16 protein-coding genes are annotated in these 12,820 nt (G+C 52.9%); 12 read left to right on the top strand and 4 right to left on the bottom strand.

The genetic code is table 11. The features are described from left to right. Window positions 1–18 precede the first annotated feature (18 nt). The 4 genes from L1D43_RS09240 to suhB form a co-directional block, all read right to left on the bottom strand. Window positions 19–321: a PilZ domain-containing protein gene (locus L1D43_RS09240; protein WP_041510949.1), complete on the bottom strand. Its 303-nt coding sequence runs from the start codon at window positions 319–321 to the stop codon at window positions 19–21. Between the two features lie 175 nt (window positions 322–496). Next, on the bottom strand, window positions 497–901 hold the full coding sequence (locus L1D43_RS09235; RefSeq protein WP_239850954.1) for a phosphate-starvation-inducible PsiE family protein: 405 nt from the start codon (window positions 899–901) through the stop codon (window positions 497–499). A 108-nt stretch (window positions 902–1,009) separates the two neighbouring features. Next, window positions 1,010–2,182, bottom strand: a complete 1,173-nt coding sequence (locus L1D43_RS09230) for an NnrS family protein (RefSeq protein WP_239850953.1) — start codon at window positions 2,180–2,182, stop codon at window positions 1,010–1,012. Between the two features lie 343 nt (window positions 2,183–2,525). Further along, window positions 2,526–3,329 carry an inositol-1-monophosphatase gene (gene suhB, locus L1D43_RS09225; protein ID WP_041510950.1) on the bottom strand — a complete coding sequence of 268 codons (804 nt, stop codon included), beginning with the start codon at window positions 3,327–3,329 and terminating at the stop codon, window positions 2,526–2,528. A gap of 157 nt (window positions 3,330–3,486) precedes the next feature. Between suhB and trmJ the strand changes: the two genes are divergently transcribed. The 12 genes from trmJ (at window position 3,487) to L1D43_RS09165 (ending at window position 12,819) form a co-directional block, all read left to right on the top strand. Beyond that, on the top strand, window positions 3,487–4,245 hold the full coding sequence (gene trmJ / locus L1D43_RS09220) for a tRNA (cytosine(32)/uridine(32)-2'-O)-methyltransferase TrmJ (protein ID WP_239850952.1): 759 nt from the start codon (window positions 3,487–3,489) through the stop codon (window positions 4,243–4,245). Window positions 4,246–4,249: 4 nt separating this feature from the next. After that, complete coding sequence (gene cysE / locus L1D43_RS09215) at window positions 4,250–5,071, top strand: serine O-acetyltransferase (protein ID WP_041510952.1); 822 nt, start codon at window positions 4,250–4,252, stop codon at window positions 5,069–5,071. Window positions 5,072–5,267: 196 nt separating this feature from the next. Then, a complete protein-coding gene (gene iscR, locus L1D43_RS09210; protein WP_011866115.1) occupies window positions 5,268–5,729 on the top strand; it encodes a Fe-S cluster assembly transcriptional regulator IscR in 462 nt (153 codons plus the stop codon). 77 nt (window positions 5,730–5,806) lie between these two features. Beyond that, on the top strand, window positions 5,807–7,021 hold the full coding sequence (locus tag L1D43_RS09205) for an IscS subfamily cysteine desulfurase (RefSeq protein WP_239850951.1): 1,215 nt from the start codon (window positions 5,807–5,809) through the stop codon (window positions 7,019–7,021). Between the two features lie 36 nt (window positions 7,022–7,057). Next, a complete protein-coding gene (gene iscU / locus L1D43_RS09200) occupies window positions 7,058–7,441 on the top strand; it encodes a Fe-S cluster assembly scaffold IscU (protein ID WP_041510954.1) in 384 nt (127 codons plus the stop codon). Window positions 7,442–7,455: 14 nt separating this feature from the next. Then, window positions 7,456–7,779, top strand: a complete 324-nt coding sequence (gene iscA, locus L1D43_RS09195; RefSeq protein WP_041510955.1) for an iron-sulfur cluster assembly protein IscA — start codon at window positions 7,456–7,458, stop codon at window positions 7,777–7,779. Between the two features lie 17 nt (window positions 7,780–7,796). Next, entirely contained in the window at window positions 7,797–8,318 is a 522-nt protein-coding gene (hscB, locus tag L1D43_RS09190) for a co-chaperone HscB (protein WP_239850943.1), read from the top strand. Between the two features lie 73 nt (window positions 8,319–8,391). Next, window positions 8,392–10,254: a Fe-S protein assembly chaperone HscA gene (gene hscA, locus L1D43_RS09185; RefSeq protein WP_239850941.1), complete on the top strand. Its 1,863-nt coding sequence runs from the start codon at window positions 8,392–8,394 to the stop codon at window positions 10,252–10,254. An 8-nt stretch (window positions 10,255–10,262) separates the two neighbouring features. Further along, complete coding sequence (gene fdx, locus L1D43_RS09180; protein WP_041510958.1) at window positions 10,263–10,598, top strand: ISC system 2Fe-2S type ferredoxin; 336 nt, start codon at window positions 10,263–10,265, stop codon at window positions 10,596–10,598. A 120-nt stretch (window positions 10,599–10,718) separates the two neighbouring features. Next, window positions 10,719–10,910, top strand: a complete 192-nt coding sequence (gene iscX / locus L1D43_RS09175) for a Fe-S cluster assembly protein IscX (protein WP_239850940.1) — start codon at window positions 10,719–10,721, stop codon at window positions 10,908–10,910. Between the two features lie 202 nt (window positions 10,911–11,112). Further along, a complete protein-coding gene (ndk, locus tag L1D43_RS09170) occupies window positions 11,113–11,544 on the top strand; it encodes a nucleoside-diphosphate kinase (RefSeq protein ID WP_041510960.1) in 432 nt (143 codons plus the stop codon). Between the two features lie 144 nt (window positions 11,545–11,688). Beyond that, window positions 11,689–12,819 (top strand): 4-phosphoerythronate dehydrogenase, encoded by a 1,131-nt coding sequence (locus L1D43_RS09165; protein WP_239850939.1) that lies wholly within the window; start codon window positions 11,689–11,691, stop codon window positions 12,817–12,819. The last annotated feature ends 1 nt before the right edge of the window (window position 12,820 follow it).

Here is a 12,820-nt window from a genome sequence, read left to right as displayed (position 1 = left end):
TTTAGTTCACTGAAAAGGCTAAATAATTTGCATCGCGACCTGGAAACGATGTGGTGCACATTCGGTGCATCGACACACCTGGGCCTTGATACTGTTTTGCTTATCTGTGTTGGGATTGAAGGTGACAGTGAGCAGGTCGCCCAAAGTAAAAGCCTGCTTGTATTCAATCAGCACACCACGACGCGCCAGATCCATACAGATGGCATCATCTGTGTGCACCACGTCTAAGCCATCTGTCCATGAGATCAGGATACGTTCGGCTTCCATGTCAACCCGCAGGGATTGACGGCGTTCTTCAAAATCTTCGTGGTTTTGATCCATCAGAGTTTTCCTTGCTGTTAGATATAGGGGGAAAGCCTTTTAAACGTAGCACAGTTTATGTGGGAAATAATAGTTATAACAACATGAATAACGGTTAGTTATTTACAACTGATGTTGAGTTGATGCTTGGTAGCCAAATGTAAAAAGGGGCGGCGCTTGCCGCCCCACAAACAGGCTAGTGATCGTCCTCTTTTCGAGGATAGGGGAGTTTTAGCTGTCCCCAGCGGATCACGATAACCGTACTGGCGAGCACCAGGGTAGAAACCGAGATGGCTAGAATACGCCAGTCGTCCATCCCCTTCATATCTAGGATCAGATAACGGGCCAGGGCGACGATGGCGATATAGAGCGGCATCCGCACCGGTAACTTACCCGATTCTGCGTAGTTGGCCACCATGGCCAGCACCTCGAGATAGATGAATAGCAGCAGTAGATCCGCCAGCGCCACCTCTCCCATCTTGATGATGTGCGCTATCTCTTGCCCTATGGCCACTATGGTGGCGATGGCGATGATAATTAAAACAAAATGTTCTATTGCTTTGAGGCTTTTAGAGCCATATTGCGTGTAGAGTTTTCCCATGAATAGCGCTCAATAATGTTTTTATAGATGGTAACAAGTATTGAGCGCTATGCCAGAGCCTGGATGTGATGCTTTTCACAAACTGACGCTTTGGTCTCTGTTAGGCGCTTAGCCGGGTCTGCCATCAACCCTTGGGGTAAGCAGAATGGGGGCGTAGCAGACAACAAAGGTGCCAAAGGCGAAGATCCAGGCCACCAGGGCAACCGTGAGCCAAAGCATAAACTGCTCTGGGAACAGGCTTGCCAAGACGCGGGTGATTGTCGAGATAAGGATAAGGGCGAAGGCGCCAGTCATTACCTTAGGTGGTAGCAGGTTGCGACCAGTATGGCCTAGCGAGACCCTGGCCATCATTGCTAGTATCATGCCGCCGAGCCCCCCCACCGTCATGGCGTGCAGACCGGCCGAGACGCTAGCGCCCATCGCGATCAGCAGCAGGCCAATCGGGATGCAGAGATAGCTTAGATGCAGCGACCAGAGTAGTGGTACGCCAAAGGTCGATTGCACGCCCCAACGAGACCAGCGTACCAAGAGGGTGAGCCCGGCCACCGCGGCGCACAGCATTACCGCAAGGTGCTGACCCACGAGCATGGCGATAAAGAGTGCCATCAGACTGATGAAGGTGAGCTTCTCCAGCCAGGAGATGTTGTCCGGGCGCTGCCACTGTGTGGCTCTATCAGTAAAGAAGGGAATTACCCGCCCACCGATGAGGGCCACTATGGTCACCATCAAGATGGTGGCACCGTGAAAGGCATGGGATACCAGTAGGCTATTCTGGCTGCTCACGCCGTAGTAGCTCAGGGCATTGGCCATGGTGAGCAGCAACAAGATGGGGATGAAGGCAAAGTTGCGCCACTGCCTGACGGCGATCACCTGGCGAGCCAGCACCAGTGCCGCTGCCGGCGCGAACAGCAGATCCAGCATGGCGACCACCTCAAATGCGCCCCATTGATTATTCGCCAGCAAGATGCGCGGTGTCAGCCATAGCAGGAAGAGGGCTCCCAGTGGCCAGCCTTTGATGCTCTTCTGACCTGTCCAGGTTTGCGATGCGGTTAACAGGAAGCCGGCGACAATCGCCATCACGAAGCCGAATAGCATCTCATGGCCGTGCCACCATAGTGGATTTCCATGGGGGGTAAAGCCGAGACGACCGGTGAGAAAGCTGCCCCACAGCGCCAGGGCAACCAGGCTGAACAGGGCGCCAAACAGGAAGAAGGGACGAAATCCCAAACGCAGCAGGGCGAGTTTGGGTTGGAGATGGGCGGGTTCGTCTATGTTAAGCATACGCGTCTCATTAAATATCCGAGTAAATATGTCGGATATTATAAGGTGTAATTTATATGCATGTAAATAAGCGCAGCTCGTTTTTAATTAACCAGGATTGAATCAGGGCACCGGCTTTGAATGGAGGCGGCTTCTTCATCTAGCATTTTTCGTGTAGCGGTTTTTAACTTGATATGCGCTTGATGAAACCGTGCAACGGCCTATGGCTGAAATCAGGATATGAAGTGGAGAAAAGCGTTATTCAAAGTCTCTAAAAAAGACCATATAGATAGGTTATAAACAACAGGCATAAAAAAACCGCCATGAAGGCGGTCTTTAGCGTGCGATGCTGTTTAATCCGGGATTAACGCTTAAGGGCATCGCTCAGCAGAGGGCGGAAGCTCTTCACCATAGCGACGGTTGCCTTAGGGCTACCTGCGATGATATTGCCTGAACCCATGTAGCCGTGGTTACCGGTAAAGTCGGTGACGGTACCGCCAGCTTCACGAACCAGCAGATCGCCAGCGGCGATGTCCCATGGCTTAAGACCGATTTCGAAGAAGGCGTCCATACGACCGGCTGCTACGTAAGCCAGATCCAGGGCGGCAGAACCTGCACGGCGCAGATCGGCACACTGGCTGAAAGTAGAGGCCAGCAGCTTCATGTAAGTTTCTGAGTGTTGCTTTGCCTTGAATGGGAAGCCGGTACCTACGATGGCGTCGCTAAGATCGTTTGCTTTGCTCACGCGGATACGGAAATCGTTTAGCTTGGCGCCTTTACCGCGCACGGCAGTGAACAGCTCGTCACGAACAGGATCGTAGACGACGGCAACTTCGGTTTTGCCTTTGTGTTGTACGGCGATAGAAACCGCAAAATGAGGGATGCCTCTAACAAAGTTGTTAGTGCCATCCAAGGGATCGACAATCCACATGTAGTCGCTGTTTTGACCCTTATTCTCACCATTTTCTTCACCGACAATGGTGTGGTCCGGGTACGACTTGCGGATTTGATATGTAATGGCAGCTTCAGCTTCTTTATCTACGTTAGTCACGTAGTCATTGATACCTTTTGCGCTAACTTCTACACGGTCGAGTTCGGTATAGGCACGCATAATTGTTTGGCCGGCAGCGCGAGCGGCGCGCACAGCGATGGTCTGCATCGGATGCATTACAATCCCCTGGATGTTAAAGAACAGATATAAATAATCGGCGCGTATTATACGCTTTTCAAGCGTTATATCAAATATAGATTTTTATATTAAGGGATCCCCTTACGCTGTGATACCATCAATCCACTGTTCTATAGAAAGAAATCAAACTTGTTTCATGCTTAGCAATATTCGTGTCGTTCTCGTAGGAACCACTCATCCAGGTAATATAGGTTCAACCGCCCGTGCCATGAAAACCATGGGGCTTTCCACACTTTATCTCGCCGAGCCCAAGGTGGCACCCGATGGCCAGTCTGTCGCGCTCGCCGCCGGGGCGTCGGATATCCTTAAGCATGCGGTGACCGTCGACTGTTTGGAAGACGCTATTGCCGATTGCAGCCTGGTGATCGCCACCAGTGCCCGCAGCCGTACTCTGGACTGGCCCATGCTGGATCCTCGTCAGGCGGGTGAAAAACTCGCTGGCGCCGCCGTTAATGGCCCTGTGGCCATCGTCTTTGGTCGTGAAAGCAATGGCCTGAGCAATGATGAGCTGCAAAAATGCAACTATCATGTGAGCATACCCGCTAATCCAGAATATACCTCGCTGAACCTGGCCCAGGCGGTGCAAATCATCTGTTATGAGGCGCGTGTGGCGCATCTCAACATGGATCCCGAGACGGTGGAAGAGCAGGCGTATCCGCTGGCCAAGGAGCAGGAAAACTTCTTCGTTCATCTGGAGAAGACACTGCTTTCGACCGGATTTATCATCAAGCAGCATCCGGGGCAGGTGATGACTAAGCTGAGACGCCTCTTTAGCCGGGCGAGAATCGAGAGCCAGGAGATGAACATCCTACGAGGTATCCTGACCTCGGTAGATAAGAAGGTCGCATTGGCCCAGCAGGCCACAAAAGACGTGCAGTCAACGAAGGAAGAATAGAGCCATGGGCGTGATTTCCAGAATTAAAGATGACATAGCCTCCATCTACCATAGAGATCCGGCGGCGAACGGTACCCTAGAGATCCTGCTTAACTATCCAGGGATGCAGGCGATTTGGATCCACCGTGTCAGCCATAAGCTTTGGAAGGCCAAGTGGTGTCTGACGGCGCGCATGATCTCTACCTTCTCACGCTGGTTGACCGGCGTGGAAATTCATCCGGGTGCCACCATAGGCGACCGTTTCTTTATCGACCATGGCATGGGCGTGGTGATCGGTGAGACAGCCGAAATCGGCAACGACTGTACCCTATACCATGGCGTTACCCTTGGGGGCACGACCTGGCAGGCGGGCAAACGTCACCCGACCCTTGGCAACAATGTGGTCGTGGGCGCCGGCGCCAAGATCCTCGGTCCCATCACCATGCACGATGGGGCACGTGTGGGCTCTAATTCAGTGGTGGTCAAAGAGGTGCCAAAAGACACCACTGTGGTGGGGATCCCCGCCCGAGAAGTGGCCAGGCCTAGCGATGAGGCTAAGGAGCATGCTCAGCGCCGCTCAGAGATGGCCAAGAAATATGGCTTCGATGCCTATGCGGTCTCTCCCGATAATCCCGATCCAGTGGCCAATGCTATCGGCAAGATGCTCGACCATATGCACCTGATGGACTCTAAGGTGCAAGAGGTGTGTCAGGCCGTGCAGAGCATGGGCGGCAGCGTTTGTACCGAAAGGCTTCCCGAGCTCGAAGTGGGTGAATTTAGCGACGCCGAGCAGGCCGCTGCCGAGAAACGCCAGCAGGCGATAGATGAGTTTGATCCCATTATTTAATAAAGAGTGAGATTTATTGCCCTCTGAGCGTTGAATCTTTGCCTTGAAACAGGTTAAATACCCCAGCAACGAAGCAGGGTATTTCCTGTTTCCGATAACGCCCTTAATACCTGACCAAAATACTAGGCTTTATACTTGACTAAAATAGTCGGGTATGATTGAATTGACCTAAGCATTTTAGAGAGCAGTGGTAGCTATGAAACTAACTTCAAAAGGTCGGTATGCGGTAACGGCAATGTTAGACGTTGCAATGCATTCTACTTCTGGCCCGGTCCCATTAGCTGACATCTCCGAGCGTCAGGGAATCTCTCTTTCCTATCTTGAACAACTCTTCGCTAAATTACGTAAGCATGGATTAGTCTCCAGCGTCAGAGGACCTGGCGGCGGTTATCGTCTCGGTTTCGACGCCAGTGATATCTCCGTGGGCATGGTGGTTCGGGCGGTAGATGAGTCGGTCGACGCCACACGTTGTCAAGGTTTGGGAAATTGTCAGAGCGGTACAAGATGTTTAACCCATTCGCTCTGGGGCGATTTGAGCAAACAGATTTCAGATTTTTTAAATGGCATTAGCCTTGCGGGTCTGATGAACAAGCGAGATGTGCAATTTATCTCAATCAAGCAAGACAAGATGCAACAGGAACAAAGAGTAACCCTATAAGTTAACTTTGTTATTAATTATTACTATATGTACGTGGTTAAGTGGTCGCGCCATGACTACTCAGTACGGAGTGTGAGATGAAGCTTCCTATTTATTTAGATTATGCTGCGACGACGCCGGTCGATCCGCGCGTAGCAGAGAAAATGATGCAATACATGACGATGGACGGGATTTTTGGTAACCCCGCTTCACGTTCTCACCGTTACGGCTGGCAGGCCGAAGAGGCGGTGGATATCGCCCGTAACCAGGTGGCCGAGTTGATCAACGCCGATCCTCGTGAGATCGTCTTTACCTCGGGCGCTACCGAGTCTGACAACCTGGCCATCAAGGGTGTTGCGCATTTTTATCATAAGAAAGGCAAGCACATCATCACCAGCAAGACAGAACATAAGGCTGTGCTGGACACCTGTCGCCAGCTAGAGCGTGAAGGCTTCGAGGTAACCTACCTTGAGCCTGAGTCAAACGGCATCATCCCTATCGAGAAGCTCGAGGCGGCGATGCGTGAAGACACCATACTGCTCAGCCTGATGCATGTAAATAACGAGATCGGCGTGATTCATGATATCGACGCCATCGGCGAGCTTTGCCGTGCCAAGAAGGTGATCTTCCATGTAGACGCGGCGCAAAGCGCGGGCAAATTGCCTATCGACCTGCAGAAGACCAAGGTCGACCTGATGTCTATCTCGGCCCATAAGATGTATGGCCCTAAGGGCATCGGCGCCCTGTATGTGCGTCGTAAGCCACGTATTCGTCTGGAAGCGACCATGCACGGTGGCGGACACGAGCGCGGCATGCGTAGCGGTACCCTGGCGACTCACCAGATTGTGGGCATGGGTGAAGCGGCAGCCATTGCCAAGGCCGACATGGAAAGCGACAACGCCCGTATCCGTCGTCTGCGCGACAGACTGTGGGACGGCATCAAGCATATCGAAGAAACCTATATCAACGGTGATGCAGAGCAGAGATACTGCGGCAGCCTGAACGTCAGCTTTAACTTCGTCGAAGGTGAGTCTTTGATGATGGCGCTGAAAGATCTGGCTGTTTCATCTGGTTCTGCCTGTACCTCAGCAAGTTTAGAGCCTAGCTATGTGCTTCGTGCATTAGGATTAGACGATGAAATGGCGCACAGCTCAATCCGTTTCTCTATCGGTCGTTTCACGACGGAAGAGGAGATTGACCATGCGATCGAGACCATTACCAAGTCTATCGGTCAGTTGAGAGAGATGTCTCCATTGTGGGAGATGTTCAAAGATGGTGTAGACCTGTCAAAAGTGCAGTGGGCACACCATTAATCCGGCCGATAAACGAATAGAGATTGGAGCAGAATCATGGCTTACAGTGAAAAAGTAATAGATCATTATGAGAACCCGCGTAATGTAGGTTCATTCGACAAGAACGACCCTTCAGTCGTGACCGGCATGGTAGGCGCGCCTGCCTGTGGTGACGTCATGAAGCTTCAGCTGAAGATCGACGAGCAAGGCATCATCGAAGACGCCAAGTTTAAGACTTACGGCTGTGGTAGCGCTATCGCGTCTAGCTCTCTGGTCACCGAGTGGGTGAAGGGCAAGACGATTGAAGAAGCACAAGCGATTAAGAATACGGATATTGCTGAAGAGCTTGCCTTACCGCCTGTAAAAATCCACTGCTCAATCTTGGCTGAAGATGCCATTAAAGCAGCATTAGACGAATACAAGGCTAAGCACGAAAAGTAATAGTCGGAGTAATAATGGCAATAACGATGACACCGGCGGCGGCCGAGCGAGTAAGAAGTTTCTTGGCTAACCGCGGTAAAGGTATCGGATTACGTTTGGGACTGAAGACGTCCGGCTGCTCCGGCATGGCATACGTGCTGGAGTTCGTCGACGAACTCAATGACGACGATGAAGTTTATGAGATCGAAGGGGTGAAAATCATCATCGATGCCAAGAGTTTCATCTACCTGCAAGGGATCGAGTTAGATTTCGTCAAAGAGGGACTCAACGAGGGCTTCCAGTTCAACAACCCCAATGCGAAAGGGGAGTGTGGCTGCGGCGAGAGCTTCACCGTTTAGCGAGCGAATCGAGATACATGAACTATTTTGAGTTGTTTAGTTTATCGCCATCGTTTGAGCTAGATACCGCTTTACTTTCAGAGCGGTATCGCGAGCTGCAGCGTGCGGTGCACCCTGATAAGTTTGCCAATGCCAGCGAGCAGGACAAGCGTCTGGCCGTGCAGCATACCGCCCAGGTTAACGATGGCTATAACACCCTGAAACATCCCATCTCGCGCGCCGAGCACATGCTCAGCCTCAAGGGAATCGACCTCAGCCACGAATCCACCACGGTTAAAGACACAATGTTTTTAATGCAGCAGATGGAGTGGCGTGAGGCGCTGGAGGAGATCAGCGATTGCGATGATCCCGACGAGGCTATCGAGCACCTGCATCAATCCTTTGGCGAGTATCGCGGTGAGATCACTTCGCAGCTGGCGCAAAAGATAGGCAGTGAAGAGGCTTCAGTCTTGGAGCAGGCCGCCGACCTGGTGCGTAAACTCAAGTTTATGGAGAAGCTGCAGGCGGAACTCGAGCGAGCCGAAGACGCTCTCTTTTAAGCCCGAACGTTTTTTTATGGCTCTGTCGTCGATTGCGGTCGACTGAGCCTTTATTTTTTTAAGTTGGAAAGATATGGCACTTTTGCAGATCGCTGAACCCGGACAGAGCGCCGCGCCGCACCAGCACAGGCTGGCGGTGGGCATTGACTTAGGTACTACCAACTCCCTAGTGGCTGCCGTGCGCAGTGGTGTTGCCGATACCCTGGCCGATGAATCAGGCCGTCACGCTCTGGCTTCCGTGGTGCGCTACAGCGAAGATGGGGTGAAGGTCGGCGTGGATGCCGAGCGTTTCTCTGCCCAAGACCCACTCAATACCGTGGTCTCGGTGAAGCGTTTCATGGGGCGCAGCCTGAGTGATATCCAGGCCAAGGATGCCTCGCTACCCTATAATTTCTCTGCCAGCGAAAACGGCTTGCCGCTCTTTAATACCCAGGCCGGTCAGTTCAACCCTATTCAGATCTCTGCCGATATCCTAAGACCCTTAGTGGATCGCGCCGAGAAGACCCTAGGGGGGGCCTTAGAAGGTGTAGTGATCACAGTGCCGGCCTACTTCGATGACGCTCAGCGTCAGGGCACCAAAGAGGCGGCCAGCCTGCTTGGGGTCAAGGTGCTGCGTCTGCTCAACGAGCCGACGGCGGCAGCCATCGCCTATGGCCTAGACTCGGGGCAGGAAGGGGTGATCGCCATCTATGACTTGGGCGGCGGCACCTTCGATATCTCGATTCTGCGTCTTAACAAAGGGGTGTTCGAGGTACTGGCTACCGGCGGTGATTCAGCCCTTGGCGGCGACGATTTCGACCATGCCTTGGCGGATCATCTGCAGCAGAGCTGGCAACTGGCCAGCCTCAGCGCCAGCGAACGCCGCGCACTGCTCATCGAGAGTCGCCGGGTGAAAGAGGCGTTGACCGAGCAGGCAAGTGTTACCGCGAGCCTGACACTGGCGGCGGGAGAAGTATTTGAGCAAGTGGTCGATAAGGTGCAGTTCGATGCCCTGATCGAGCCCTTGGTGAAGAAGACCATCGCCAGCTGTCGCCGCGCGCTACGCGATGCCGGTATCGCTGCCGATGAAGTGCTGGAAACCGTGATGGTTGGCGGCTCGACCCGCGTGCCTCTGGTGCGTGAGCGCGTCGAAGGTTTCTTCGGTAAGGCGCCGCTGACTTCAATTGACCCTGACCGTGTGGTGGCCATCGGCGCCGCGATTCAGGCCGACATCTTGGTGGGTAACAAGCCAGAGTCTGATCTACTGCTGCTGGATGTGATCCCGCTGTCGCTGGGTATCGAAACCATGGGTGGCCTGGTTGAGAAGGTGGTGTCTCGTAACACCACGATTCCGGTTGCCCGCGCCCAGGAGTTTACCACCTTTAAGGATGGCCAAACTGCCATGGCATTTCATGTGGTGCAGGGCGAGCGTGAGCTGGTGGCCGATTGTCGCTCGCTAGCCCGTTTTACCCTCAAAGGCATTCCGCCTATGGCGGCCGGCGCGGCCCATATTCGTGTCACCTTCCAGGTCGATGCCGATGGTTTGCTTAGCGTGACCGCCATGGAGAAATCATCTGGCGTGCAGGCCAGCATTCAGGTTAAACCTTCCTTCGGTCTGACCGACGAAGAGATCGGCACCATGCTCAAAGATTCGATGGCCCATGCCAAAGAGGATATCGAACGTCGCATGTTGGCCGAGCAGCAAGTGGAGGCGGCCAGGGTACTAGAATCCCTGTCGGCGGCACTGGCTAAAGATGGCAATCTGCTGGACGAGGCAGAAGCGGCGACGATTCAGGCGGGAATGGCCAATCTGGCACAGGTGGCGAGCCAAGCCGATACGGACGCCATCGAGAAGGCAATTGCTGCGCTGGACGATGCCAGCCAGGACTTTGCCGCGAAACGTATGGATAATTCCATTCGATTGGCGCTCAAGGGCCAGTCGGTTGACAATATATAGGTAACAATATGCCTCAAATAGTTTTTTTACCCAATGAAGAGTTATGTCCGGACGGCGCAGTAGTCGAGGCCCAGGTGGGCGAGACTGTGCTGGACGTGGCGCTGCGTAATGGCATCAGCATCGAACATGCCTGTGAGAAATCCTGTGCCTGTACCACTTGTCATGTGATCATCCGTGAAGGCTTCGACGAGCTGGAAGAGAGCGATGAGCTCGAAGATGATATGCTGGATAAGGCCTGGGGCCTGGAGCCTGAAAGCCGCCTGTCGTGCCAGTCTAAGGTGCCCGACAGCGATCTTGTGGTCGAGATCCCTAAATACACCATCAACATGGTGAGTGAAGGTTAAGCCTGACTAACAGTGCGCTGCACACGAAAGAAAGCCGGTTCATCAGACCGGCTTTTTTGATCCCGCAATTCGCCGAGGGACTAAACTTAAGGGAGAGTTTTCAGCGATAGAGGTAAGACAATGAAATGGATAGATTCTCTCGATGTCGCACTCAGTCTGCTTGAGGCCCATCCCGATGTGGATCCCGCCAAGATCCGCTTTACCGAACTGCGGGAATGGATCCTGGCGCTCGATGAGTTTGACGACGACCCCAATCATTGCAATGAGCGGATCCTGGAGGCGATTCAGGCCTGTTGGATCAACGAGTATTGATGTTGCGTCGAGCTTCTTAGTATCGCCTTGACCCAAAGAGGTTCAGGTTTGTGTTTGCTACTTTGCAAGCAGGATCGCGCCCAGCCTAGATGACGGTTTGATGAATGTCTCATTCATCTCGTTATAAAGGTAGGTTTTTCGGTTTTAATTTCGTATAATCCGCGCGAATTTTTAAAAACCTGTTTAATGAAGGAAGCTAGACATGGCTATCGAACGTACTTTTTCTATCATCAAGCCTGATGCCGTTGCTAAAAACCACATCGGTGCTATCTACAACCGTTTTGAAACCGCTGGCCTGAAAATCATCGCTTCTAAAATGGTTCACCTAAGCAAAGAACAAGCTGAAGGCTTCTACGCCGAGCACAGCGAGCGTCCTTTCTTCGGCGCGCTGGTTGAGTTCATGACTTCTGGTCCTATCATGGTTCAAGTACTGGAAGGCGAAAACGCTGTTCTGGCTAACCGTGAGATCATGGGTGCAACTAACCCAGCAGAAGCGGCTCGTGGCACTCTACGTGCTGACTACGCAGACAGCATCGACGAAAACGCCGTTCACGGTTCAGATGCACTGACTTCTGCAGAGCGTGAAATTGCTTACTTCTTCAGCGCTGAAGAACTTTGCCCACGTACTCGTTAATACGAGTCTGATGCAAAACACGCTAAAAGGAGCCTTAGGGCTCCTTTTTTGTGCCCGAAATTTACTGCAAAAAAATAGTGCGGCAAAATGGTACGGCAAAATAATACGATAAAGTAGCCCCAAGTAAACTGTGAAGAGAAGTCGATGAAAATTGTAGCCGATGAAAACATGCCCTATGTCGAAGCCCTGTTTGCCGATCTTGGCGAGGTGGTGATGGTCGATGGCCGCACCCTGACCCAGGCCCAGGTAGAAGATGCCGATGTCCTGCTGGTGCGCTCAGTCACTAAGGTCGACGAGACCCTGCTCGATGGCTGTGACAGGCTAAAGTTTGTCGGCAGTGCCACCATAGGCATGGACCATCTGGACTTGGACTATCTTAAGCAGCGAGGCATCTTCTGTACCAATGCGCCGGGCTGTAACGCGGTAGCCGTAGGCGAGTACGCCTTCAATGCCATGCTGGAGCTGGCCAGGCGTTTTCATTCGCCGCTCAAGAATAAGACGGTCGGCATAGTCGGTGCTGGTAACACGGGCACAGCGCTGCAACATTGTCTGCAAGCCTATGGGGTGAATACGCTGCTTAACGACCCCTTGCTCGAAGCCAGTGGCGATGAGCGCGAGTTTGTCTCCCTAGAGGAACTCATAGAGCGCTGTGATGTGATCTCCCTGCATGTGCCATTAACGCGTGGTGGCGAGCATCCCACCCACTATCTGTTTGATAAGAAGCGCCTGAATGCACTTGCCGAAGACACCTGGCTGCTGAACTGCTGCCGCGGTGAGGTGATCGATAACCGCGCGCTCATTCTGGTGAAACAGGTGCGGGAGGATCTTAAGCTGGTGCTGGATGTATGGGAAGGGGAACCCGATCCGACGGCCGAGCTGGTGCCCTTGGTAGAAATCGCCACCCCGCACATTGCAGGCTATAGCCTTGAGGGTAAGGCCCGCGGCACCTTCATGTTGTATCTGGCCTTGATGGCGCAGCTCGGAAGAGAGGTCGACAAGTCGCTTGCCAGCCTGCTGCCACCGCTCTGGAGTCATCAGTTGTCACCCTTGTCTGTGCCCGATGAAAAGGCCTTGCTCAGCCTGGTTCGCCTGGTCTATGACCTGCGCGATGACGACGAACTGTTTCGCCAGCGATTCCAAAATAACAAAGGCTTCGACCTGATGAGAAAAAATCATAAGCATCGACGTGAATTTAGCGCGTTAATGCTAGCCAATGCCGCGGGTTCTGATGTAGATTGGTTGTTCGAATTAGGTTTTTCAGGAGTCGGTCTGTAAT

The organism is Shewanella sp. Isolate8 (assembly GCF_022398495.1).
GTDB lineage: Bacteria > Pseudomonadota > Gammaproteobacteria > Enterobacterales > Shewanellaceae > Shewanella > Shewanella aquimarina.
The sequence above is the reverse complement of the archived record's forward strand: the minus strand, read 5'-3'. Positions and strand labels throughout refer to the sequence as shown.

What these genes read in the sequence shown, in the direction of transcription:
- L1D43_RS09240 (WP_041510949.1), bottom strand. Translation starts at nt 321, where the DNA reads ATGGATCAAAACCACGAAGATTTTGAAGAACGCCGTCAATCCCTGCGG.
- L1D43_RS09235 (WP_239850954.1), bottom strand. Translation starts at nt 901, where the DNA reads ATGGGAAAACTCTACACGCAATATGGCTCTAAAAGCCTCAAAGCAATA.
- L1D43_RS09230 (WP_239850953.1), bottom strand. Translation starts at nt 2,182, where the DNA reads ATGCTTAACATAGACGAACCCGCCCATCTCCAACCCAAACTCGCCCTG.
- suhB (WP_041510950.1), bottom strand. Translation starts at nt 3,329, where the DNA reads ATGCATCCGATGCAGACCATCGCTGTGCGCGCCGCTCGCGCTGCCGGC.
- trmJ (WP_239850952.1), top strand. Translation starts at nt 3,487, where the DNA reads ATGCTTAGCAATATTCGTGTCGTTCTCGTAGGAACCACTCATCCAGGT.
- cysE (WP_041510952.1), top strand. Translation starts at nt 4,250, where the DNA reads ATGGGCGTGATTTCCAGAATTAAAGATGACATAGCCTCCATCTACCAT.
- iscR (WP_011866115.1), top strand. Translation starts at nt 5,268, where the DNA reads ATGAAACTAACTTCAAAAGGTCGGTATGCGGTAACGGCAATGTTAGAC.
- L1D43_RS09205 (WP_239850951.1), top strand. Translation starts at nt 5,807, where the DNA reads ATGAAGCTTCCTATTTATTTAGATTATGCTGCGACGACGCCGGTCGAT.
- iscU (WP_041510954.1), top strand. Translation starts at nt 7,058, where the DNA reads ATGGCTTACAGTGAAAAAGTAATAGATCATTATGAGAACCCGCGTAAT.
- iscA (WP_041510955.1), top strand. Translation starts at nt 7,456, where the DNA reads ATGGCAATAACGATGACACCGGCGGCGGCCGAGCGAGTAAGAAGTTTC.
- hscB (WP_239850943.1), top strand. Translation starts at nt 7,797, where the DNA reads ATGAACTATTTTGAGTTGTTTAGTTTATCGCCATCGTTTGAGCTAGAT.
- hscA (WP_239850941.1), top strand. Translation starts at nt 8,392, where the DNA reads ATGGCACTTTTGCAGATCGCTGAACCCGGACAGAGCGCCGCGCCGCAC.
- fdx (WP_041510958.1), top strand. Translation starts at nt 10,263, where the DNA reads ATGCCTCAAATAGTTTTTTTACCCAATGAAGAGTTATGTCCGGACGGC.
- iscX (WP_239850940.1), top strand. Translation starts at nt 10,719, where the DNA reads ATGAAATGGATAGATTCTCTCGATGTCGCACTCAGTCTGCTTGAGGCC.
- ndk (WP_041510960.1), top strand. Translation starts at nt 11,113, where the DNA reads ATGGCTATCGAACGTACTTTTTCTATCATCAAGCCTGATGCCGTTGCT.
- L1D43_RS09165 (WP_239850939.1), top strand. Translation starts at nt 11,689, where the DNA reads ATGAAAATTGTAGCCGATGAAAACATGCCCTATGTCGAAGCCCTGTTT.